The 22,690-nt window shown below is 65.9% G+C and carries 18 protein-coding genes; 10 read left to right on the top strand and 8 right to left on the bottom strand.

Annotated features, from left to right (window positions below):
- Positions 1–161 precede the first annotated feature (161 nt).
- Together R2N11_RS10455 and R2N11_RS10450 are read right to left on the bottom strand one after the other, a co-directional pair.
- The gene (locus tag R2N11_RS10455; protein ID WP_316681038.1) at positions 162–2,420 is read right to left on the bottom strand and encodes a mechanosensitive ion channel family protein; all 2,259 of its coding nucleotides are present in this window, start codon (positions 2,418–2,420) and stop codon (positions 162–164) included.
- 87 nt (positions 2,421–2,507) lie between these two features.
- On the bottom strand, positions 2,508–3,785 hold the full coding sequence (locus R2N11_RS10450; RefSeq protein WP_316681037.1) for an MFS transporter: 1,278 nt from the start codon (positions 3,783–3,785) through the stop codon (positions 2,508–2,510).
- 111 nt (positions 3,786–3,896) lie between these two features.
- On the opposite strand from R2N11_RS10450, the gene R2N11_RS10445 reads away from it, so the two are divergent.
- On the top strand, positions 3,897–4,613 hold the full coding sequence (locus R2N11_RS10445; RefSeq protein ID WP_199030903.1) for a glutathione S-transferase: 717 nt from the start codon (positions 3,897–3,899) through the stop codon (positions 4,611–4,613).
- A 65-nt stretch (positions 4,614–4,678) separates the two neighbouring features.
- Here the strand turns inward: R2N11_RS10445 and R2N11_RS10440 are convergent, their stop codons facing one another.
- Positions 4,679–4,906, bottom strand: coding sequence for a hypothetical protein (locus R2N11_RS10440; protein ID WP_199030902.1), 228 nt, complete (start codon positions 4,904–4,906; stop codon positions 4,679–4,681).
- Positions 4,907–4,964: 58 nt separating this feature from the next.
- Entirely contained in the window at positions 4,965–5,186 is a 222-nt protein-coding gene (locus tag R2N11_RS10435; protein ID WP_199030901.1) for a hypothetical protein, read from the bottom strand.
- 281 nt (positions 5,187–5,467) lie between these two features.
- Between R2N11_RS10435 and R2N11_RS10430 the strand changes: the two genes are divergently transcribed.
- Positions 5,468–6,685, top strand: coding sequence for a hypothetical protein (locus tag R2N11_RS10430; RefSeq protein ID WP_316681036.1), 1,218 nt, complete (start codon positions 5,468–5,470; stop codon positions 6,683–6,685).
- On the opposite strand, the gene R2N11_RS10425 is transcribed toward R2N11_RS10430, so the two are convergent.
- The gene (locus R2N11_RS10425; RefSeq protein ID WP_199030899.1) at positions 6,682–7,827 is read right to left on the bottom strand and encodes a cation diffusion facilitator family transporter; all 1,146 of its coding nucleotides are present in this window, start codon (positions 7,825–7,827) and stop codon (positions 6,682–6,684) included. The two genes, R2N11_RS10430 and R2N11_RS10425, sit on opposite strands and share 4 nt — an antisense overlap.
- Positions 7,828–8,055: 228 nt before the next feature.
- On the opposite strand from R2N11_RS10425, the gene R2N11_RS10420 reads away from it, so the two are divergent.
- The 6 genes from R2N11_RS10420 (at position 8,056) to R2N11_RS10395 (ending at position 17,748) form a co-directional block, all read left to right on the top strand.
- Positions 8,056–8,724 carry a response regulator gene (locus tag R2N11_RS10420; RefSeq protein WP_199030898.1) on the top strand — a complete coding sequence of 223 codons (669 nt, stop codon included), beginning with the start codon at positions 8,056–8,058 and terminating at the stop codon, positions 8,722–8,724.
- A 48-nt stretch (positions 8,725–8,772) separates the two neighbouring features.
- Positions 8,773–13,095, top strand: coding sequence for an ATP-binding protein (locus R2N11_RS10415; RefSeq protein ID WP_430715435.1), 4,323 nt, complete (start codon positions 8,773–8,775; stop codon positions 13,093–13,095).
- 153 nt (positions 13,096–13,248) lie between these two features.
- Positions 13,249–14,871: a flavin-containing monooxygenase gene (locus tag R2N11_RS10410; RefSeq protein ID WP_199030896.1), complete on the top strand. Its 1,623-nt coding sequence runs from the start codon at positions 13,249–13,251 to the stop codon at positions 14,869–14,871.
- 30 nt (positions 14,872–14,901) lie between these two features.
- Entirely contained in the window at positions 14,902–15,792 is an 891-nt protein-coding gene (locus R2N11_RS10405) for an SDR family NAD(P)-dependent oxidoreductase (protein WP_199030895.1), read from the top strand.
- Positions 15,793–15,835: 43 nt separating this feature from the next.
- Positions 15,836–16,855: an alpha/beta fold hydrolase gene (locus tag R2N11_RS10400; protein WP_316681070.1), complete on the top strand. Its 1,020-nt coding sequence runs from the start codon at positions 15,836–15,838 to the stop codon at positions 16,853–16,855.
- Positions 16,852–17,748, top strand: coding sequence for a metal-dependent hydrolase (locus R2N11_RS10395; RefSeq protein ID WP_199033156.1), 897 nt, complete (start codon positions 16,852–16,854; stop codon positions 17,746–17,748). The genes R2N11_RS10400 and R2N11_RS10395 overlap by 4 nt, the downstream gene beginning before the upstream one ends.
- A gap of 91 nt (positions 17,749–17,839) precedes the next feature.
- Here R2N11_RS10395 and R2N11_RS10390 read toward each other — a convergent pair whose 3' ends face one another.
- On the bottom strand, positions 17,840–18,661 hold the full coding sequence (locus R2N11_RS10390) for a MerR family transcriptional regulator (RefSeq protein WP_316681033.1): 822 nt from the start codon (positions 18,659–18,661) through the stop codon (positions 17,840–17,842).
- 87 nt (positions 18,662–18,748) lie between these two features.
- Between R2N11_RS10390 and R2N11_RS10385 the strand changes: the two genes are divergently transcribed.
- Together R2N11_RS10385 and R2N11_RS10380 are read left to right on the top strand one after the other, a co-directional pair.
- Positions 18,749–19,900, top strand: a complete 1,152-nt coding sequence (locus tag R2N11_RS10385) for a hypothetical protein (protein ID WP_316681032.1) — start codon at positions 18,749–18,751, stop codon at positions 19,898–19,900.
- The gene (locus R2N11_RS10380) at positions 19,897–20,970 is read left to right on the top strand and encodes a DUF2993 domain-containing protein (RefSeq protein ID WP_316681031.1); all 1,074 of its coding nucleotides are present in this window, start codon (positions 19,897–19,899) and stop codon (positions 20,968–20,970) included. Before R2N11_RS10385 ends, R2N11_RS10380 begins: the two co-directional genes overlap by 4 nt.
- Positions 20,971–20,977: 7 nt before the next feature.
- Here the strand turns inward: R2N11_RS10380 and R2N11_RS10375 are convergent, their stop codons facing one another.
- Both R2N11_RS10375 and R2N11_RS10370 read right to left on the bottom strand, forming a co-directional pair.
- The gene (locus R2N11_RS10375; protein WP_430715429.1) at positions 20,978–21,400 is read right to left on the bottom strand and encodes a surface-adhesin E family protein; all 423 of its coding nucleotides are present in this window, start codon (positions 21,398–21,400) and stop codon (positions 20,978–20,980) included.
- Between the two features lie 171 nt (positions 21,401–21,571).
- Positions 21,572–22,453 (bottom strand): c-type cytochrome, encoded by an 882-nt coding sequence (locus R2N11_RS10370; protein WP_316681030.1) that lies wholly within the window; start codon positions 22,451–22,453, stop codon positions 21,572–21,574.
- Between the last annotated feature and the right edge of the window lie 237 nt (positions 22,454–22,690).

The following is a 22,690-nucleotide window of genomic DNA, read 5'->3' as shown; positions in this document are numbered from 1 at the left end:
GTTTGAGCGAAGCGAGTTTTCCCCGTCTCCGCCCGCTTACGGAAATTCAAGGAATCTTTCGCCATCTCGGGCGCGCCTTTCTTTGCTTACTTTCTTTGGCAAGACAAAGAAAGTGAGTCGCCCCCGGCAGGGGACGAAAAGGGCGCAAACCAACAACGTCCTTAAGCAGTCGCCCCCGCAGGCGGCTCATTCGAGCCCAGCGATACCCTCTCCCCACCCACCTGCGTCATCCACTGCTCAAACGCGGGCGACGTCCGCAACACCGTAGCCGGCGTCGCCAGCGGCATCTTCGCCTCATCAAACGCATCCTTGAGCACGACGTTGAAGGCGCGCAGCACCTCGGCCTGCTTCTGCGGGCGCGTCTTGAAGCGGCCCTTGACGATCATGGCGCCGCCATTGCTGCTGTCAAATCGGTCCAGCCCAAACACTTCGGCACCCCCCAACAGCGTATAGGCAAAGCGCGGCTCGCCGGCAATCTGGTCGGCTGCCGTGCGTACGAGGTCGATCGCCTTCTGCGGATCGGCATCCATGGCAACGCGCACCTCAAAGTCCGCAAACGAGTAATCGCGCGAGAGGTTGCGTACGGTCTTGATCTGGCTGAACGGAATCGAGTGGATCGCGCCCGTGCCGTCCCGCAATCGCACCGTGCGAATGGTCAGGCTGATGACGGTGCCGGTGGCCACCCCCACATCCACCGTGTCACCCACGCTGATGGTGTCTTCCATCAGGATGAAGATGCCGGTAATCAGGTCCTGCGCCAGCGACTGCGCACCAAAGCCCACCGCCAGGCCGATCACCCCGGCGCCGGCCACCAGTGGCGTCACGTTCACGCCCAGGTTGGCCAGCACGCCAATGGCGGCCGTCACGATCAGCGTGACTTTCAGGCCGTTGCGCAGCAGCGGCAGGATCGTGCGCGCACGTGTGCTGGGCTGCGCGCGCGATGTGGCCGGTGACAACGCCCGCAGGATGGCCGTATCGAGCAAGATCCACGCGAGCCATGTGGCAAACACGGTGCTGATCAGCCCCGCCAACGCATCGGCAATGCGCCGCCCGTTTACGGAACTGTGCATCACCTCCACCAGCGTGTGGCCCCACACGCGCAGCACCAGCTCGACAAAGACAATCCAGATGCCGAGCTGCACCAGCGCCGCAAAGAAATGCTTAAGCCGCTCCACGTACGGTGACGTGCTCGTGAGCCGCAGGTGCGAGCGCCAGTTCGCGCGTGGGCGCACCACGGCGGTCAGGAAGAACGCCGCCACCAGCAGCAGCGAGGTCATCACCGCGCGGCGCGAGATGGCATCCACGTTGTCGGGCATGGTGAGCGTGGCCGCCACCGTCACGCCCGCCAGCACCACCACGGGCACCGGCCACAGCGCAGCAATCAACCGGCGGACCTCGTTGCCGGCGTGCTCGCCCTGACGCAGTTCCAACGGCCGGTTGGTAATCAACTGGCCGATCGGGCGCCGTGCCCAAAGCGCGCCCACTGCCAGCATGATCGACGACACCGCATTGCAGACGGTCGACAACAGCAGGCTGAGCGCACCGCCCAGCATCAGCGCCACGCGCGGATCCAGCAGCGCGTCGCCACAGGCGCCAAGGCTGGCGGTCAGGAAGATTGGCCACATGCCGTGCTTGAGCAGGTACTCCACGGCCACACGCCGGTGCGCACTGCCGGCAAACAGCGAGAACAACATCGCCACGCCCGCCGTGATGATCGCGCCCCATACGATGGCATACGCCAGCACCACCGCCAGCACAAAGCCCGGCGTGGCCTCGTGCTCCCATCGCATCAACACGGCAAACGACACCGCCCACGGGCCGATCTTGCGCAGTGCATCGACAAACAAGGCGCGCGTGGTCGGGTGGGCGCCAAGCCCGGCCTGGATGCCGAACATGCGACGCAGCAACCAGCCCAGGCCAAGCAGCCCGCCGGCAATGGCTGCCCAAACGGCGACGGTCCCCACAAAGTCGGTCACGATGCGCATGCGCTTCTCGGGCGCGACGAGCAGGCTGGCGTTGCCGCTGGCGGCTTCGAGGCGGCGCTGCCAGTAGCGCGGCGCGCCGGCTTCCACGTCGGCTTCCACCGAGCCGTTCTCGATCAGCGAGGCCACAGCGCCGAGCAGCCCCGGCGCCTGCTCGGCCTGCACCTTCTGCTGCGCGGTCACGCCATCGCGCAACTGCTTGAGTTCACCCACAAGCGCGGCGCGCTGCTGATCGTTGTCGAGCAGCGTGATGACGGCATCGAGCGATTCGCGTGTCTGCGCGGGTGTGGCCGCTGGCGCAGACGCGCTGCCACTGGAGGAAGGCAGCCCCGCCAACTTGGAGAACGACACTGGCGCCGCATGCGCGGCCCCCAGCATCAGGAGAAACAGCCCGAGCAGCGGCAGCCGCTGCGTCAATAACAGAAGGTGGGTGCGCATGATGAGGAAAGCGATCGTGCAGACACGGAACACTGCACCATACCCGAATTCCCTCGCGCCCTGCCCGTTGGCGCGGCGCCCGAGGCCTCAACGCTTGGCGCCCAGCGGCAGAGGGGCACGCCGCCACAGCCAGGCGGCTGTGGCCAGCGCGCAGAGCATCAGTGCCGACACCAGCGCCACCACACCGGGCCAGCCCCACGGCGCATACAGCTTGCCGCCCGCCGTGCCGATCAGACTGGACCCCAGGTAATACGCCAGCAAATAGAGCGCTGCAGCCTGCCCCTTGGCCCGCTGCGCGCGGCGCCCAACCCAGCCGCTGGCCACTGCATGCGCGCCAAAGAAGCCGAAGGTCAGCAGCGCAATGCCGCCGATCACCAGCACCAGCGGCGCCGCCAGCGTCAGCAGCACACCGGCCGACATCAACACCGTGCCCGTCAGCAGCATGCGGCCGCGGCCATGCCGATCGGCCATGCGCCCAAACCATGCAGACGCAACGATGCCCAGCAGATACACCATGAAGATGCCCCCGAGCGCCGTCTGACTCAGGGAGTACGGCGCATCGAGCAGATGAAAGCTCGCGTAGTTGTAGATCGTGACGAAGCCGCCCATCAGCAGAAAGCCCATGGCAAACAGCGCACGCAGGCCGGGCTCGCGCAGATGCGCGGCAAGCGTGTCGAGCAAATCACCAAGCACCAGACCCTTGCGCGGCACAAAGCGGCGCGACGGCGGCAGCAACCAGATGAAGACCAGCGCAGCCACCAGGCACAGCCCGCCGGTCACGCCCATGGCGATGCGCCAGCCCGTATGGTCGGCCACCACGCCGGTCAATACGCGCCCGGCCATGCCGCCAAAGGCCGTGCCGCCCACGTACAGGCCCATCGCCATGCCCAGGCCCTGCGGGTGCACCTCTTCGGCCAGGTACGCCATCGCCACTGCCGGCACGCCGCCCAGCACGATGCCCAGCAACGCACGCGTGACCAGCAGGTCATGCCAGCCTGGCAGCACCGCCGCCAGCAAGGTGAGCCCGGACGACAGCACCAGAGACCCACCCATCAATGTCTTGCGGTGGATCGACTCCGACAGCAGCCCCGCAAACAGGATTGCAAACGCCAGCAGCAGCGTCGACACCGACAGCACGAGACTCGTCTGCGCGGGCGTGAGTCCAAAATCATGTGCCAGCAACGGCATCAGCGGTTGCACGCAATACAGCAGCGAGAAGGTGGAGAAGCCCGCGGCAAACAGCGCGAGATTGGCGCGCAGATAGCCGGGGTGCCCTCGGACCAGCCAGCGGGCAGGGTCGGCGGGTTCAATGGCGGGCGCAGATGTTGGCGCGGCGGCAGGCGCGCCGGAGGATGGAGCGTTCACAGCGAAAGAATGGGGCAACAAGCGCAAAGTCGACCGCCTATTATCGTTTGCAGTCACCTTTTCTGCTGCGATGCGGCACGCAGCGCTGGCCCTCCCTGACCCGGCCCGACCATGGAAACCACGCTCTATTACTGGCCCGAGATCCAGGGCCGCGGTGAATTCGTGCGCCTCGCGCTAGAGCAGGCGGCGGTGCCGTACACCGACATCGGCCGTGAAGACGAGGCCGCCATCGAAACCTTTCTCGACGATGCCGGCATCACCACACCGCCGTTCGCACCGCCCTTTCTGGTGGCCGGCGAACTGGTGATCGCGCAGACGGCCAACATCCTGCTGTACCTTGGCCAGCACTACGGCCTGGCGCCGCAGGACGAGGCCGGCGGGCTGTGGACGCACGGCCTGCAACTGACGATTGCCGACTTCGTGGTGGAAATTCACGACACGCACCACCCGATCGCCTCGTGCGAGTACTACGAAGACCAGCAGACCGAAGCGCTGCGCCGCGCACAGGATTTCCTGACCAACCGCGCCCCCAAGTTCCTGCACTACTTCGAGCGCGTGCTCGATCGCAATCCCGTCGGCCCGACCTGGGCGGTGCGAGGCGCGCTCACCTATGTGGACTTGTCGCTGTTCCAAATCGTGGCGGGGCTGCGCTACGCGTTCCCGCGTCACATGCAGCGCTATGAACGCAGGCTGCCGCACCTGGTCGCGCTGCGTGATCGCGTGGCCGCGCAGCCAAACATTGCGGCGTATCTGCAATCGCCACGGCGTCTTCCCTTCAACACGATGGGTATCTTCCGCCACTACCCGGAGCTGGACGCGCTGAAATGAAAAACCCGGCGCAAGGGCCGGGTTTCATCCGACATTCTGTGCACATCTACGCACACGCTGGACGCTTACACCCCAATGGGCTCGTCTGCGTGGCCCAGGCAGAAGCCGCGGTGGTCGTGATGCGCGCACATCGGCATGACTTCGTAGCCTGCGGCGCGCAGCAGCACGGCGCGTGCAGCCACCTCGACCGGGGGCAGGGGCTGCCCGGTGTCGGTGTCCCGCACCAGCCGCCCCAGTTGGGCAAACGGCTGGCGCAGCAGATGTTCCAGATCCAGCGAACCGCAGTACCGCATCACATCACCTACTAGAAAACGCCTGTGCAGGCCGGCACGACAAGCCGGCGCGCACAGGTCACATCGATTCGTCGGCCAACTCGGTTTGCACGACCAGCGTCTCGCGCATGCGTGCATAGGCAGCACGCTGCGCCCAGATGGCATCCGTCAGAGCGGCGATGAGTGCCTCGCGCGGCAAACTCTCGGGCGACACGCCAAACTCCTGCCGCACGGTAGAGCGTGCCTCCGCCACTTCACTGCGCCATCGGCGCGTTGACTCACTTGCAACTCGCTGCGTCATGTTGTTCTCGTTGGTCGGTTTTAGCGCGGAGGGCGGCAGGCTTGAGCCCACTCTGACCGTGCTGGGGAAGGGATCGGCGGAATCGGTTCCGCTCTTGCCCATGAGAACGGCAGGCAGGGCCGAAACTTGATTGCCATGGCGAGGAGTTAGGGCCCACCCTCGTCCGAATGGGCTCCCCCGTTCGCGCAGCAACTTCACCATGCGGGCACGGCCCAATGGGTTCCGCGTTTGCTACGCCTTTGCACCCTGCTCCCGATGGAGCGCCGCCTATGGAGCACTGCATGCCCCGACCGACGTCCCTCCCGTTCCGCCTGCGGCACGCGCTGCTAGGCCTGGCCTGCCTGACCTGCACACTGGCCGCCGCCACCCTTGCCCAGGCCAGTGCACCCGACCCGCGCCAGTACATGCACGGCATTGGCGCCGTGCCGGCCACGGCCGCCAACACGTTCAACGTGTTCTTCAGCGCCTCGGGCCTGCCGCCACGCGGTGCCGATCGCAACGGCAGTTGGCCGCACGACGTGTACGTGGCCCAGTGGCATGCCGATACAGGCGTGCTGGACGCGCCGCGCATCTTCATCCAGAAACCCGAGGCGCAGGAGCCGGTCACGGTGGCGCGCAACCGCACCGGACAGGTGATGGTGTCGTTTGAAGACGGCTGGAACGCACCGGAAAACGTCACACAGCGCTATGGCATCTACAACACCGCGCTGCGCCCGATCAAGCCGTACCCGCAGCAGGTGGAATCGGGCGGGCACTCAGGCCACATCACGGCCGTGGGCGATCGTTTCGTGGTGTTCTATTCCGATGGCTGGATCAACGGCGGCGGCGTCGACAACCTCGGCAGCGGCAACGGTGTCTATGTGAAGGTGTACGACGGACGTGGCCGGCGCCTGCACGACATCAACATTGCCGACGAACGCCGCGAATGGTGGCCCATGATCGCGGGCGGCAATACGCGGGCACTGCTCGCCTGGCAGCAGTTCGTGCCTGGGCAGTCCGAAGCCAATCTGAAGATCGCGGTGTTGGACCCCGTCAGCGGACGCGTGACCGGCGAACAGCTCCTGCACAAACATCTGCAGTACTACACCTACAGCGTTGCGTGGTTGCCAGCGGTTGAGCGCTTCCTGCTGGTTGGTGTTGCCAAGGGCAATGGCTTTGCCGACTTGATCGACAGCGAGGGCAAGCTACGCGCATCCATCTCCTGCATGCCGGCAACGGTGCGCGAAGCGGGCATCACCATCTCGGATCGCACCGCCTACACGCCGGCTGCCGATGGCCGCCTGCTGCAGTTCGCGGTGGGGCCGGATTCGCTCACGCTATCCGGCACGCTAATGGAAACGGGTGAGAAACCGGCTCAATGGCGCCCGGTAGGCAGCATCGGGCTGCTGCGCACCTCGGGTTCGCTCGATTGGCTGTCGCTCACAGAAAAAGGGTTGGAGCTGTTGCGCTTTGACCCAGCCAAGGCGCAACCACCCAGCGCGGTCGAGCAGTGCCGTTAGTCAGTGCTCAGCACGCGCAGGCGGACGAGACCGTCCCAGCGCGTTTGCAGCGCAGCGGCAATACGGGCGGGCTCGGCCGCCAGCGCAGCCGGCAAGATCAGGTCCATCTCGACCGCGCCATCCACATAGTGCAGTACACAGTGCCGGGCATCGAGCGGCGTGCCGGCAGGCAGCAGTTGCGCCAGCGCGGCGTGCAACGCATCACGATCGGGTAGCGGCAGCGGATCGGTCGCAATGCGCTCGCGCGGGTCGACGTGGATCTGCACATCGAGCACGGCCATGGCGGTGTGCGCGGCCAGCACACTGGCGCGGGCGCGCACGGCAATAGCGTGACCTTCGCTCACCGACACGCGCGGGTCGACTTCAATGTGGGCATCCACCAGTGCCTGATCGCCCGTCACGCGCGTGCGCAGGTCATGCACGTTGATGACCCCTGGCGTGGCAGCCAGGCTGGCGCGGATGTCCTGCACCTCTGAGGGCGGCAGTGCGCGGTCCATCAGATCGTTGAGCGCTTCCCACGCGAAGCGCAGGCCCACGCGACCGATCATCAGCCCCACCACGCAGGCAGCCAACGGGTCCAGCCAGTGGTAGCCCATCAGGTTGCCCGCCACGCCCACCGCCGCCACCAGCGACGACACCGCATCGGAGCGCGCATGCCACGCATTGGCAATCAGCATGCGCGAGCCAATGCGCTTGGCCACCGCCAGCATGTAGCGGAACAGCCCCTCCTTGGCGGCCAGCGCAATCAGCGCCACCACCAGGGCCAAGCCGTGCACCGGCGCCGGCCCCTGCGGCGAGCGCAGGCTTTCCACAGCCGCCCAGATCATGCCGGCACCGGCGGTCACCAATAGCAGGCCCAACCCGAGCGACGCCGCGTTTTCGTAGCGCGCGTGACCGTACTGGTGATCTTCGTCCGGCCCCTTGTGGCTGTTGCGGTTGGCGATGAAGACGATGCCATCGGCAATCAGGTCCGACAGCGTGTGCAGACCGTCCGCCACCAGCCCCTGCGAGTGCGACCACAGCCCCGCCGCAATCTGCCCCGCGGAGAGCAGGCAATTGACCCCGGCGCTTACGAGCGTGGAACGTTCGGCGCTCTGCTGGCGCGTGGCAGCCGATGGAGTGGTGGGCAGGTTGGGCGTCATGGCGATCGACAGATTTGGAGCGCGTGCATTGTGCCACGCACGAAGGCGTGCCCTCACATAGGACGCGCCACGTCACTTGTGACATGTCTTAACGAATTTGCACCAGAAGCGCGCAGATCGAGGGGCATTAATAAGACTTTTCCGATTTTCCCTCGTTGCTGCTTCAGCGATTCTCGGCAATGCGGCAAACAGGTTGCCGCACGTTACACGCTCTGGAGACTTGTTGACATGCAGCCCCCCATCCAACTCGTGATTGCAGATGACCATCCTGGCGTAGTGGCCGCGGTGCGGCACCTCGTTTCGCGGGTCGACGGCTTCGAGGTGGTGGGAGAAGCGAGCAGCGCCGACGAACTGCTCGCAGTGCTCGGCCGCGTGCGCTGCGACATCGCCATCACCGATTACGCCATGCCAGGCAGCCGCTACGGCGATGGCATCGTCCTGCTCGAATTCCTCGCACGCCGCCACCCGGACCTGCGCATCATGGTGCTGACCATGCTGGAGACGCGCGCGCTGATGAGCAACATCCTGCGTGCCGGCATCAAGGTCATCGTCAGCAAGGCTGACGAGCCGCGCCACATTCTCGAAGGCGTGCGCGCCGCGCTGAGCGATCGCATCTATCTCTCGCCGCAGCTCGACGCCCAGCTCATCCGCCGCACCGTCGCACCGGAACCGGCCGAGAACGACCCGATCAACCTGCTCGGCAAGCGTGAGCTGGAAGTGCTGCGCATGTACGTGACCGGCATGACGGTCAGCGAGATTGCCGTGCGACTGAACCGCAGCGTCAAGACCATCAGCGCGCAGAAGCAGACGGGCATGCGCAAGCTCGCGCTGACCACCGAGGCCGCTCTGTTCGACTTTGCCGTGCGACACGGCCTGCTTGGCACCTCCGAGGGCTGAGCCATGAGCTGGCGCGTGAGGTTCTCCCCCTTGTCGCCCCGGGGGCGGTTGCGTATGGGCATCGGTGCAGGCCTGCTGGCCTGCGCAGTTGCGCTGGCCTGGCTGAGCGGCGCGGGTAAAGCCCATGCGGAGGACGCCGCTCACGCCGTCCAGCTCTTTCACCAGATCCCGCCCAAGCTCACCGTGGGTGTCGTCGGGGAATCGATGATGCCGCTCGAAGGCGTGGCGGGCGACAAGCTCACCGGCTTCTCGGGCGACCTGCTGATACAACTACTGCCGCACGACCACGTGCGGATCACGCCTCGCGTGTTCAGCCGCCGCGACGAGCTGCTCAACGCGGCATGCCGAGGCGAGGTCGACATCATCATGAGCGTAGTGCCGCGCTCTCAGTACGACCGCTGCCTGGAATACTCCGCCCCCTATCTGGAGCGCCCGACTGCCGTGGTCGCACGCAGCGACAACACGCGCGTGGCACAGAATCCGTTCTTCTCCGGCGCGCGGATCACGGTGGAACAGGGCTCGCCGCTTGTGGAAGAGCTGCCGCGCCAGTACCCCAGCGTCCGCATGGTGAGCACACCAACGCCCACCGAAGCGCTCGACGCCGTGCTGCAGGGTGAAGCAGATGCCTATGTGGGCGTCACCTACCCGACGCGTGAGCTGATGTCGCAGCCACGCTACCGGCCCCTGTCGGTTGTACAACTGGTCAACCAGCAAGTCGATGCAATGCACTTTGCGGCGCCAAGCAACCGCGTCGCACTTATCCGCTACCTTGACCGCCATCTCGCACAGTTGCCAGATGCCGCCATAAGCGACCTGCGCACGCGCTGGATCACGCAGGGCGGCGCCAGCACCGTGGCCTTGCGGCTATCCGCCAAAGAACGCTCCATGCTGGCCGCGCTGCCGCCCCTGCGCTACGCAGCCGATGCCGACTACATGCCCTACAGCTTCAACGAGCAACGCGGCGAGTTGCTGGGCATCCTGCCCGAATACCTGAACTTTCTATCGCGCACGCTCGGCTTGCGCTTTGAGCGCGTGCATGTACGTGACTGGGCTGATGCGCTGGCCAAGGCAAGCGCGGGCGAGATCGACATCCTGCTGGGCCTGTCCGATCAGGATTACCACCCGCCCGGGTTCACGTTCAGCCACCCAGTCGACACCACCCCGATGGTCATCGTCGGGCGCAACGATGCGCTGGCGGTGGCCGCACTGTCCGAGCTTGCAGGCAAGGTAGTCGCCCTGCCACGCAGCGATACGCTGGCCGACGTGCTGCGCAGGAACGTGCCGAGAATCCGCATCGTACCGGCCGCCTCGCCCAATGACGCACTGGCTCAGGTGGCCGCGGGGCAGGCCGACTTCACCATTGTCAACCTGCCGGTGGCGGACGCACTGATCCGCCATCACTTCCCTGGCGAACTGAAGGTAACGGGTTCGGCCAACCTGACGGAGAGCATCGGCGTTGGGGTATCGGCGCACTATGCGGCGCTGCAGCCGCTCATCAACCGTGCACTGTTCGCCATGCCGGAGGGTGAGCAGATCAGCATCCGCAACAAGTGGCTGTCGGTGAGCTATCAGTTGGGCCCGTCCGCCTCTGCACTGCTTGCCAGGTTCGGGCCGGTGGTGGCAATCGTGCTGGCCGCACTGGTGGCCTTGTTCATCAAGCACCTGCAACTGCGTCGCGAAAACCGGCAACGTCGATTGGCCGAAGAAACGCTCGCGCGCCAGCTGAACTTCCAGCGTGCGCTGATGGAGTCGGTACCCTTCCCGCTGGCGGCCAAGGATGCGCAGCACCGCTACGTGGCCGTGAACGCCGCCTTCTGCAACATGTTCGACCGCCCGCGCGAGGCGCTGCTGGGCCGCACGCCGGGCGAACTCGGCCTGTATTCCGCGAGCAATATCGCCTACCTGTCCGACATCAATCGGCGCGCCCTGGAAACCGACGAAAGCACGCGCGAGGAAATCGCCATCACCACGCCCGACGGACAATCGCGCAACGTGCTGTATTGGGTCGAGCCGTTCCACCTGCCCGGCGGCCAGCCTGGCGGCATCATCACCTCGGTTGTTGACGTCAGCGAGATCCGCGAAGCCCAGGCGCGCGCCGAGCGCCTGGAGCGGCGCCTGCGCGAGGTGACTGAATCGCTGCCGGCGCTGGTCTACCAGTTCGAGATGGCGCCGGATCAGCCTCCGGGCCGGATGACCTATGCAGCCGGCAAGGCTTACGAGACCCTGGGCGCCCATCCCGACGACCTGCTGACGTATCTGTCCACGCCTGCGCTGCTGATTCATGAAGAGGATCGCCAGCGCATGGAAGAGATGCAGCACGCCTCCGCGCAGCACCTGACACCCTTCGACTTGCAGTTTCGCCATGTCTGCGACGATGGCTCGATCCGCTGGCTGCATGCGCGCTCGAACCCGCACCGGGAAGCGAATGGCCGCATCGTCTGGAACGGCTACCTGAGCGACGTCACCGCAGAGCGGGAACAGGCCGACGCACTGGAAGCCGCCAAGAATGCAGCCGAATCGGCGTTGCTGGCCAAGGATCGTTTCCTGGCCATGATGAGTCATGAGATCCGCACGCCCATGAACGGCGTGCTGGGGCTGGTCGAGCTATTGCAGCAGACCAAGCTGGAGGGCGAGCAGAAGCAGATGGTGTCGCTGGTACAGGATTCGGGCCGCGCGCTGCTGCACATCCTCGACGACATCCTCGACTACGCCAAGATCGAAGCGGGTCGCCTGGACATCCTGCCGGTGGACACCGATCTGCGCGAGCTGTTTGACGGCACGGTCGGCCTGCTGGCCAGCCGCGCGCATGAAAAATCGCTGGCGGTACACGTGGACGTGGCAGCCAACGTGCCGGCCACGGTGTCGGTCGACAGCGTGCGCGTGCGGCAGGTGCTGTTCAACCTGCTCTCCAACGCCATCAAGTTCACGGATCGCGGCAGCATCAGTCTCAAGGCCGAATGCGCCCGCGTTGACGACGGCGCCGCGCAGATCGCCATCCATGTCACCGACACGGGCATCGGCATCACCCCCGAGGTGCAGGCCACGTTGTTCGCGCCGTTTGTACAGGCCGAGCGCTCGACCACGCGCAACTACGGCGGCACCGGCCTGGGCCTGGCGATCTCGCGGCAGCTTGCCGGGCTGATGGGCGGCACGCTCGACATGGACAGCGCCCCCGGGCGCGGCACGACCATCACGCTACGGTTGCCGGTGCCGGTTGTGGCGGCCCGCTATGCGCTGCCGCAGTTGGCCGGCCGCAGCGTTGCCATCGACGTGGACTCGACTATCGATCACCGCTGCCTCACGCAGTTTGCCGAGGCAGCAGGACTGCATGTCACGTCGGGGGCCCGCGCAGACATGCGCTTCACCACATCGCAGCAGGCGCAGCCAGGAGCCATCCGCATCACGCGTGAGGTGCGCTACGCCAAGCGTGGCGCAGTCCTCAGCGTCAATCCGTTGAGCTGGCTTGCCTTCCTGCACGCCTGCGAGCGTGCCCTGCCCCAACCGGAGGTGATGAAGCCGGCCAGCACGCCAGCGCCCGTCGCACCGCTTGCAATGCCCAACCAAGCGCTGGGCGCACACATCCTGGTGGCAGAAGACCACCCGATCAACCGCGAGCTGATCGCCAAGCAACTGCGGTTGCTGGGATACCGCGTCACGCTGGCTGAAGACGGCATCGCCGCGCTCGAACGCCTGCGCGAGGGCCATTTCGATGCGCTCGTGACCGACTGCCACATGCCGCGCATGGACGGATTCGACCTGGCCGCGCACATCCGCAAGACGGAACAGGAACGTGCGGATGGCGCGCGCCTGCCCATCATCGCCATCACCGCCACCACGTTGGCCGAAGAACACGCGCGCTGCCGCGCCGTCGGCATGGATGGCAGCCTGCTCAAACCGACCACACTGGCCACCTTGCAGGAAGCGCTGTCGGCACTCTGGCCGGCCGCGCCAGGCCCCGAGGACGCGCCAGACGCGGGCGCTGCGGCAGACGACGACGCCATCGCCATGTCGCTCGACGATCTGCAGCGCACGCTGGGCATCGGGCCGGCTGCGGACGGATTGGTCGGGATCTTCCTGTCGTCACTGGATGACGATGCGCAGCAGTTGCGCCCACTGTTGAACGCTGCCAACCGTACCGCCCTGCGCCAATGGGCACACCGCACGGGCGGCGCCCTGGCCTTGCTGCGCAGCCCCTCCGTCGATGCCGAAATGCAGGCCTTCCGCCATGCCATCCACAGCGCCGCCGACGCCGACTTGCACACGGCCGGCGAGCGTGTGATGCGGTTGCTCGCGCATCTTCAACGGCTGATGACAGCGCTCGAAACCGCCAGCCAGGGCGTTGTGCACCGCACGCAAGTGACGGATTCATAAGGAAAATCCGTTTCAAGCGCCTGATGCGCCGCTTTTAGATGTTCTTTTCCAATCGGTCGATTGACTCGACCGGGGGCGCCTCCTACGATGACATCGATCAATGTCACATTAAGAGGCGCCCATGATGTCATGTGGTGCCCGCGGAGACACCACGTGAATGCACGGTCCGATTTTCCTCGCGCCGACTCGTCTGCCTCGGCCGCGCACGGCGGCGACGCCCCCGCGCTGGTCGACGTTGCCATCATCGGCACCGGCTTTGCCGGGCTGGGTATGGCCATCCAGCTCAAGCAGCACGGCATCGACAACTTCCTGGTCTTCGAGAAGGCCGGGTCGGTGGGCGGCACGTGGCGTGACAACCACTACCCGGGCTGCGCGTGCGACGTGCAATCGCACCTGTACTCGTTTTCGTTCGCGCCCAATCCAGATTGGTCGCGCATGTATTCACCGCAGCCAGAAATCCGCGCGTACCTGGAGCGCTGCACCGATGAATTCGGCGTGCGCCCGCACGTGCGCTTCCATCACGAGTTGGCGCGCGCCGCCTTCGACGATGCCGCCGGCGTGTGGAACCTGGAGATGGCCGACGGCCGACGCTACCGCGCACGCACGCTCATTTCCGGCATGGGCGGCCTGAGCCGCCCGTCGTGGCCGAACATCCCCGGCATCGAAACCTTCCAGGGCAAGGCGTTCCACTCTCAGTTGTGGGAACACGACTACGACCTGCGCGGCAAACGTGTCGCCGTGATCGGCACGGGCGCGTCGGCCATCCAGTTCGTCCCGCAGATCGCACCCAAGGCCGGCCGCGTCGATCTATATCAGCGCACCCCGCCGTGGATCCTGCCCAAGCCGGACCGCAAGGTCTCGCGTGCCGAGCACTGGCTGTTCCGCCACCTGCCGTTCACGCAAAAGCTGATGCGCACCAGCATTTACTGGATGCTCGAATCGCGCGTGCTGGGCTTTGTGATTCACCCCAAGCTGATGAAGGCGGTGGAGCGCATGGCGCGCAGCCACATCAAGCGCCGCATTGCCGACCCGGTGCTGCGCGAGAAGGTCACGCCCGATTACACCATCGGCTGCAAGCGCATCCTGATCTCGAACGATTACTACCCGGCACTCACGCGGGAGAACGTCGACGTCATTACCACCGGCATCGCACGTGTCGAGCCGAATGCCATCGTCACCACCGACGGCAAGCGGCGCGAGGTCGATTGCCTGATCTTCGGCACAGGCTTTCATGCCACCGATCCGTTCCCGCGCGGCGTGCTGCTTGGCAGCCAGGGCATGGACATCGTCGATGCATGGCGCAACGGGGCAGAAGCGTTCCTGGGCACCACGGTGTCGGGCTTCCCGAACTTCTTCATGGTGGTGGGCCCCAATACGGGGCTCGGCCACTCGTCGATGGTGTTCATGATCGAGTCGCAGGTGGCGTACATCGTCGATGCGCTCAAGTCGATGCGCGCGCATAACGTGGCGACCATCGACGTACGTCTCGACGTGCAACGTCGCTTCAACGACGGCATCCAGAAGCGGCTGTCGAATGCCATCTGGTCGGCCGGTGGTTGTGTGAGCTGGTACCTCGATCCAAAGACCGGCAAGAACACCACGCTGTGGCCGGGCTTCACGTGGCAGTTCCGCCGCGCCACCGCAAGCTTCCGCCTGGCCGACTACCGCACGCGCCCGATGGCCGTGCCCAAGGGCGTACCGCTGCGCGTGCCCGCCCGCACCGTGCCTGCTGCTACCGACACCACCCCCAACGAAGAAGCGCTCGACCGCGCCTGACCTGCGCGCAAGCCTCCCGGAGACCACGTCATGAAGTCATTCAACAACAAGGTTGCCGCCATCACCGGTGCCGCATCGGGCATGGGCCGCACGCTGGCGCTGCAACTGGCGCGCGAGGGCTGCCACCTCGCGCTGGCGGATCGCAATGAAGCTGCGTTGGCGCAGACGCTGCAACTGGTGCGTGCGCATGAAGGCGACCGCATCCGTGTCACCACGCACGCCGTCGACGTGGCCGACCGTGCCGCCGTCTACCGCTGGGCCGAAGAAGCCGCCGCCGCGCACGGCAAGGTCAATCTGATCTTCAACAACGCGGGCGTGGCCCTGTCCAGCACGATCGAAGGCATGGACGACGACGAGCTGGCCTGGATCATGAACATCAATTTCTGGGGCGTCGTGCACGGCACCAAGGCCTTCCTGCCGCTGCTCAAGGCGAGTGGCGATGGGCACATCATCAATACGTCGAGCATCTTCGGCATCTTCGCGCAGCCGGGCATGGGCGCCTACAACGCCAGCAAGTACGCCGTGCGCGGCTATACCGAGGCATTGCGCCAGGAACTGGACCTGATGAACTGCGGCGTGTCAGCCACGTGCGTGCACCCCGGCGGCATCAAGACCAACATCGCCAAGTCGAGCCGCGTATCGCCGAGCATGAACGGCTTCCTGGTGCGCGATGAGCAGCAGGGCAAGGAAGAGTTCGAGAAGTTCTTCATCACCACCGCCGAGAAGGCTGCCGAAGTCATTCTCGATGGCGTGCGCAAGAACAAGCGCCGAGTGCTGATCGGCCCGGATGCCCACGCCGCCGATGTGATGGCCCGCCTGCTGCCCGCCGCCTATCAGGCATTGGTCGTGCGCGAGGCCCGCCGCACACGCAAGAAGGCACTGCGCGACGACGCAGCGCCGGCCACCGCACGCGCCAAGTAAAGACCGGAGCCGGCCGATGAAAACCATCGCATCCACGCCGCCGCTGAACACCGCTTCCGGTGAACTGTTCGCCAGCCCCCCGCGCGCAACGCTGCTCAACGTCGCCCGCGCGATGCTGCGCCCCGGCCGCATCGGCCTGCGCAGCATCGGGCGCGACGTGTTGATCGCCCGTTACGCCAAGCCGCAGTCGCGCTACCTGCCGCTGATGGGCACGCGCGTGCACTACACCGATGAAGGCGCAGCCAACGCCGAGGGCACGCTGTTACTAATCCACGGCTTTGGCGCATCGCTGCACACGTGGGACGGCGTGCTGCCCCAGCTCACGCGCCGCTACCGCGTGATCCGGCTGGACCTGCCGCCGTTCGGCATCACCGGGCCGTTGCGCGACGCACAAGGCCGCCCGCGCGCGATGGAGTTGCCGCTGTATCGCGACTTCATCGACGCGTTTGTCGATTCGCTCGGGCTGTCCAAGCTCACGCTGATCGGCAACTCGCTCGGCGGCATGGTGTCGTGGGACTTTGCGGTGCGGCACCCGGGCCGTGTCGAGAAGCTCGTGCTGATCGACTCAGCCGGCTTCCCGATGAAGCTGCCGATCTACATCGACCTGTTCAACCACCTGAGCGTGCGGCTGACGTCGCCGTGGATGCTACCTGAAGGCATCATCCGCGCCGCCACGCGCGATGTGTATGGCGACCCGTCGCGCGTGTCCGAACCCACGCTGCGCCGCTACGCCGATTTCTTCTATGCCGACGGTGCCCGCCAGGCCATCGGCCAGATGGTGCCGAAGTTCCGCTTTGACGATGTCGATACCAGCGGGCTGGCCGCCATCCGTGTGCCGACGCTGATCCTGTGGGGCCAGCGCGACCGGTGGATCCCGCCCGCGCATGCCGGTGAATTTGCCCACCGCATTCCAGGCGCCACGCTGCGCATGTATCCGGCGCTCGGCCATATCCCGATGGAGGAAGACCCCGTGCGCGTGGGGACCGACCTCTGTGCATTCCTAGACCAGGGCCGCGCAGCAGCGCGCCTTGCAGAAACCACATACCAGGAGAACCGCCCATGATGCCAGTCCGCCGCGACGTGCATCCTCACCTGCCAGCTGATCGCATCAGCAACTGGCACGAGCGAGGCCACCACGTCACCCACTTCCTGAACGCGCTGTCGATCTTCTTCCCGACCGGTGAACGCTTCTTCATGGACAGCGTGCGCAACTACCGGCACTTGGTGACCGACCCCGAACTCAAGCAGGCCGTGGCCGGCTTCATCGGCCAGGAGGCCATGCACACGCGTGAGCACGTGCTGTATAACGACCTGCTCGACCGCGCCGGCCTGCCCGCCAATCGCATTGATCGCTTTGTCGGCAAGTTCCTGAATGTGCTGCGCAAGTACACGCCCAAGTCGCACCAGTTGGCGGTGACAGTGGCGCTGGAGCACTACACGGCCATGCTGGCCAATCAGGTGCTGAGCCACGAAGACGGCCTGGGCCGCAATTCCGAACCCGGCTATCGCCAGGTCTGGCTGTGGCACGCGATGGAAGAGACCGAGCACAAGGCCGTGAGCTACGACGTGTGGAACCTCGCCATCAAGCCAGGGCTGCGTCGCTACATCCTGCGCACCTCGGTGATGCTGACGACCACGGTGCTGTTCTGGTCGATGGTGTTTTACGTGCACCTGCGGCTGATCTTTGCGGACCGCACCTGCAAGAACAAGTTCTTTGGCCTGGGCCGCGCGTTCCACTTCCTGTGGATCCACCCGGCACCGCTGCGCAAGATCATTCCGGAGTTCTTCGATTTCTTCCGGCCATCCTTCCACCCGTGGGATGAGGACAACCGCGCGGCGCTTGAGCGCCTGCCCAAGCTGATCTCGGAGATTGAAGCGTATGCCGCCGCCAATGGCGAGGCGCCGTCGCCGTCGATCCGCCGCAAGTTGTCGGCGGCAAGTGCAGCCGGGTCCTGAGCAGGCATTCAAAACACCTGCGGTACCCACTGCATCAGGATCAAACTAGAAATAGATAAGGCGCGCCCCACGCATGGGCGCGCCGGAGACACTAGCCTTTGTCCGGCGAGTTCGAGGGATTCGGCGACTCGTGCAAATGCTCGATGACCTGCGCCACGCGATCGCCCAGGTACTTGTTGGCGGCGATCTCGAGCGCACGCATCAGCTCGGCCTCGACTGCCACCAGCGCCAATGGGCGGATGCGCCAGATCACGTCGACCAGACGCGGCACATCTTCGACCGGCGGCAGCTGGCCTTCGCCGTACTTGTCGAGTTCGCGCACGACCATGGAGACAAGATCGTCGGCCACGGCCTGCGTATGCGGACGGGCCCGCTCGAGAATGTCGAGCACTTCAACCAACGGGAAACCGGCTTTCGCCATTTGTGCGCCGGCCAGCAACGCCTTGGGGCTGCGGGCCAGATAGCCCAGGCCGTCTGGCTGCAGCATGCCGAGCGATATAGCACGGGCCAGCGCCTGGCGCGACATGGAACGGCCAAACAGCTTGGCCAGCGCCAGCAGCGAGAAGTGCTTGGGCTGCTCATCCGACCACGGGCTGCTGATGGCGGATTCGAGCCCGAGGATGGAGCGCAGGTCGTGGCCTTCGACGATGGCCTTGAGCAATTCCTGGATGTTGGCGAGCGTGTAGCCGCGCGCCAGCAGGTGATTGATGAGCTTGAGCCGCCCGAGATGCGCCTGCGTGTAGATGCCCACGCGCCCGCGCCGCTCAGGCGGGTCGATCAGGCCGCGGTCCTGGTACGAGCGGACGTTGCGGACAGTGGTCTCGGCCGCGCGCGCGAGCTCATCAATGGTGAATTCGCGGGCAGGCGGCGTAACAGGCGGACCGGCATCGCCGGTTGGTTTGCGGGCAGGCATGCAAAAAATTCTACACGAGCGCGGCAACATAGCCGCGCCGGGTTGCCGGACGTATCCGGTGCTTTTCTCACGACGAGGAGACCGTCGATGTGGAACTTGAACTTGGGCAACCGTAGTTGGGCGCTTCGGGCTGCGGGCGTCCTGTGTGCAGCGCTGCTGTTGCAGAGTTGTGCGAGTGCCGGTGACGGCCATGGCGGCATCGAAGCTGCCAAGGCCAAGCAACTGGAAGACGCGCGCCAGCAGGCACGCGCGCCGTTCCAATCGGGCAACCTCGCCACGCGCGAAGTCCGTCCGACCACGCTGCGCGATTCCGGCCAGCCTGATGCGATCTCGTACCTGCGCCATGTCGACTTCCGCTTTGACGGCGGCGTCGGTTTCCTGGTCGACCAGCTCGCGCTGCGCATGGTGCCGCGCCAGCCGGGCGATCCGGTCTGGCTCGACGATGTGTCGTCGTACACGCTGCAGCCCGTCAGTGGCATGGTGCGCGTGAGCGCCGACAGCATGGCCGCGCTGTTCAACACCGTGGTCTTCGCGCGCGGGCCGGGCAGTGATCCGCCCTTGCGGCGCTTCAGCTTCGCGCTGGATGACGGCGTGCTCGACATGCGCGCCGAGATGCGCCGGCGCGGCGCCTGGGTGCCGATCGAGCTGCGCGGCCCGCTCGTGCTGCGCGATTCGCAGACCATCGTGTTCCACCCCAACGTGGTCAAGGTGCAAGGCCAGGATGCCGGCGCGCTGATGGGCGCTGCACATATCGAATTGGCCGATCTGTTACCGGTGTCCACGCCGGCTGTGCAGCTCACCGGCAGCGAGATCGTCATGCAGGTGCCCAAGCTGTTCCCACCGCCCGCGCTGGATCTGAAGGTCTCCGCCATCCGCGTCACGCGCGACGGGCTCGTCATGCAGATCGGCGACGGCAACCCGCAGATGCCGCCGCTGGCCAACGCCGCGGATGCACAGCGCCCCTACATCCTCTTCCGAGGCGGCGACATCCGCTTCCTGCGCTCGATGCCGATGAACGCGCGCATCGACATCATGGTTGCCGACCCGGCCAAGCCCTTCGTGTTCAACCTGTACCGCTATCGGGATCAGCTCGTTGCCGGGTCGCTGCGCTTCTCGCCGGACGGCAGCATTCGCGTGCTGATGCCGTCATTCGACTCGCTCGCCGTGGCGCGTGCAGGCAAGCCTGCGGCCACCTCCGCCAAACCCGCCGTGCAACTCGCCAAGAGGACCGCGCCATGATCGCCCCCGCCATCGCTCTTGCTGCCCTCACGTTGCGCCTGGCGTTGCTGGCGCTGGGGTTCGCCGGTCTGCTGGCCAGTACGCTCACGCGTGCGGCCGAGCCTCCCATGGCCAGCGCCCAGCGCAAGGAACTGAGCATGGTCCGCCAGCAGTGGGCCCAGCGTTGCCAGCCGACCTCCGGTGCGGCCAATGCCAACGGCGCCATTGCGGCGCGCGACTCCCGCACCGCGCCGCCTGTGGTGCAGATGCGCGACGTCGATTTCCGCATCACCGGCGACATCGGCTTCCACGTGCACCAGCTCACCGCGCAGCTCGTGCCGCACACGCTCGGCCAGCCGGTCGACATGGACGACCCGAGCCAGTTCGATATCCGCATCCTCGGCGGCGAGGTAACGGTGCCCAAGGCATCGCTCGACGCGCTGTTCAACACGTACCTGCTGGACTACGCGCCGCGCTCGCTCAACGCGCTGTCGCTCACGCCGGGCGATGGCGTACTCGACGTGTCGGGCGGACTCAAGCTGCGCAATCACTTTCCGGGCGTGTGGCTGCCGTTTGGCATGCGCGGCACCCTCCAGCTCAAGGAGTCACGCTACCTCGTCTACACCCCAAGTGAAGCACGCGTGATGGGCATCCAGACGCTGGCGATGCTCAAGGGGATGGGGCTGGAGTTGTCGCAGTTGGCACCGCTCGATCGTGGCGGCGCCAAGCTGGACGGCAACGCCATGGTGCTGGACCAGACCACGGTGTTCCCACCGCCACGCCTGGTGGGTGAGATGAAGACAGCGCGCGTGACACCCGAGGGCCTGGTGCTTGGCTTCGGCCCGGCGCCGTCCATGTGCGCGCCCGCCCCGACCGACGCCGGCAGCCGCATCTGGATCCAGTCCGGTGACTTGAAGATGTACAACGTGCTGGTGACCAACAGCCGCGTGCTCGTTACCGATACATCGACGCGCGGGCCGCTGCGCTTCGACCTGTACCACTACCGCGAGGCCGCCGCGCGCGGCACCACCCGCATGGATGCAGACGGCACGCTGCGCGTCGACCTGGCGCCTGCAGCGGCCGCGCAGTAACGCGGCCCTACTTCAGCAAACAGACCGCGCGCAGCACGGCCTCACCTTCCGTGCTGGGCGCAACGGGCTCCCACCGGGGGTTGTCGATGTTCTTGGAGAGGATGGTGCCGTGCTGGCTGTCCTGGATCAGCGCGCTGACCGGCAGGATGCGTTCGTTATTGCAGTCGTAGACCGACGTGCGCGAATCGTATTGGTACGCGACGCCATCGGCGAGCTTGCGCGGCGTGTCATAGGCGTCGCGCGAGGTGGCGCGCACAGTGCCATCGTTGTTGCGCTCGATGGAATCCTTGTCCAGGTAGAGCGTGCCGGCATTGTCGGCCAGCGGGGACAGCTTGACCCAGTTCTCGGCCGCCATGGCAGTCGAGGCGCAGAGCATCAGGGCGAACGCCGCCCAGTAGCAGTCGGTCAATGACCCTTGATCCCTTCGCATGGCAACCTCCGTTTGCGTCAACCTGGGCGCGTGCGGAGCGATGCCGCCTGGCTGCATCGGCTCCGCATATCCAGCATAGGTGAGCAATCGGCTTGCCACTGGGCGCCTGCTTTGGCAGGCAACAAAAAAGCCCGCACTGAGCGGGCTTCTTCGCGCAACGAGAGTGATGACTTACTTGGCTGCGGCGGCCATGTAGTCGACGGCAGCCTTCACGTCGTCGTCGGAACCGGCGTAGGTGCCCTTGGGCGGCATCGCGCCCTTGCCGTGCAGCGCGATGTCGTACATCTTGGCCTTGCCTTCGGCAATGCGCGGCGCCCAGGCAGCCTTGTCGCCAAACTTGGGCGCACCAGCCACGCCCGCTGCGTGGCACATCTGGCAAGTCGAGTCGTAGACCTTCTTGCCGACGTCGCCCGTCGAAGCCTGCGGTGCAGCGGCTGCGGCCGGCGCAGCAACCTGTGCCGGTGCTGCTGCGGCAGCGGGTGCTGCTGCGGGTGCCACGGCTTCCGGTGCCGGAGCAGCCGCCGGTGCCGCGGCGCCACCTGCCGGTGCGGCCGGCTCCTGCAGCTTGCCGCCGCCGGAGTTGGCCATGTAGACGATGGCACGTTCGATTTCGTAGTCGCTCACGTCATCAGGCGATGTGCCGCCGCGCGCGGGCATTCCGCCCTTGCCGGCCAGCGCCACCTTGGTCAGGCCGTCCAGGCCCTGCGACAGGCGCGGCCCCCAACTGGCCGCGTCCCCAAACTTGGGGGCACCGGCTACACCAGCGGCATGGCAGGTCGCGCAGACTTCCTTGTAGAGCTGTTCGCCCGTCTTGAAGACGCGCGGGGCGTTCGGGTCTTTCAGTTCGAGCTGCGCGACGGGCTTGATGCGGTCGTTGACGGCCTCTTCGGACATGCCGGAGCTGCCGGCGCCTTCCTTGACGCCCAGGCCAACGTAGTTGGCCAGCAGGATGATGATGAGGATGGGAACGACAAAGGCGGCGATCACCGCGATGATCAACTGCTTGGGGGTCTTGATCAGGGGCTCGTGTTCGTCGTGCTGCGCGTCGCTCATGCTCAACTCTCAGGATGGTGGAACCGCTCTTGAAGCCTCAGAGCGCCACCGGCACGAGTCATGAAAGCATCGCCGGCAGTGCGTGAGGCCCCGTGGGGTCGCAATGAGGGCAGGAAGACCTTGGGACGTGCCCCATTGGCCCGAACAGACCTGTCCCCGCTTTATTTTCTGGCAAATGACGGGCGATTATATCCGCAATGCCAAGCCGTTTGACACGCGGGAGAGCCCTAGGCAGCG

The sequence above is a fragment of the Ralstonia flaminis genome (genome assembly GCF_958415495.1).
GTDB lineage: Bacteria > Pseudomonadota > Gammaproteobacteria > Burkholderiales > Burkholderiaceae > Ralstonia > Ralstonia flaminis.
The sequence above is the reverse complement of the archived record's forward strand: the minus strand, read 5'-3'. Positions and strand labels throughout refer to the sequence as shown.

Excerpts from the sequence above, each read along its gene's own strand:
- R2N11_RS10375 (WP_430715429.1), bottom strand. The coding sequence starts at position 21,400 with ATGCGAAGGGATCAAGGGTCATTGACCGACTGCTACTGGGCGGCGTTC.
- R2N11_RS10440 (WP_199030902.1), bottom strand. The coding sequence starts at position 4,906 with ATGCGGTACTGCGGTTCGCTGGATCTGGAACATCTGCTGCGCCAGCCG.
- R2N11_RS10380 (WP_316681031.1), top strand. The coding sequence starts at position 19,897 with ATGATCGCCCCCGCCATCGCTCTTGCTGCCCTCACGTTGCGCCTGGCG.
- R2N11_RS10385 (WP_316681032.1), top strand. The coding sequence starts at position 18,749 with ATGTGGAACTTGAACTTGGGCAACCGTAGTTGGGCGCTTCGGGCTGCG.
- R2N11_RS10430 (WP_316681036.1), top strand. The coding sequence starts at position 5,468 with ATGCCCCGACCGACGTCCCTCCCGTTCCGCCTGCGGCACGCGCTGCTA.
- R2N11_RS10405 (WP_199030895.1), top strand. The coding sequence starts at position 14,902 with ATGAAGTCATTCAACAACAAGGTTGCCGCCATCACCGGTGCCGCATCG.
- R2N11_RS10390 (WP_316681033.1), bottom strand. The coding sequence starts at position 18,661 with ATGCCTGCCCGCAAACCAACCGGCGATGCCGGTCCGCCTGTTACGCCG.
- R2N11_RS10370 (WP_316681030.1), bottom strand. The coding sequence starts at position 22,453 with ATGAGCGACGCGCAGCACGACGAACACGAGCCCCTGATCAAGACCCCC.
- R2N11_RS10425 (WP_199030899.1), bottom strand. The coding sequence starts at position 7,827 with ATGACGCCCAACCTGCCCACCACTCCATCGGCTGCCACGCGCCAGCAG.
- R2N11_RS10445 (WP_199030903.1), top strand. The coding sequence starts at position 3,897 with ATGGAAACCACGCTCTATTACTGGCCCGAGATCCAGGGCCGCGGTGAA.
- R2N11_RS10455 (WP_316681038.1), bottom strand. The coding sequence starts at position 2,420 with ATGCGCACCCACCTTCTGTTATTGACGCAGCGGCTGCCGCTGCTCGGG.
- R2N11_RS10435 (WP_199030901.1), bottom strand. The coding sequence starts at position 5,186 with ATGACGCAGCGAGTTGCAAGTGAGTCAACGCGCCGATGGCGCAGTGAA.
- R2N11_RS10395 (WP_199033156.1), top strand. The coding sequence starts at position 16,852 with ATGATGCCAGTCCGCCGCGACGTGCATCCTCACCTGCCAGCTGATCGC.
- R2N11_RS10420 (WP_199030898.1), top strand. The coding sequence starts at position 8,056 with ATGCAGCCCCCCATCCAACTCGTGATTGCAGATGACCATCCTGGCGTA.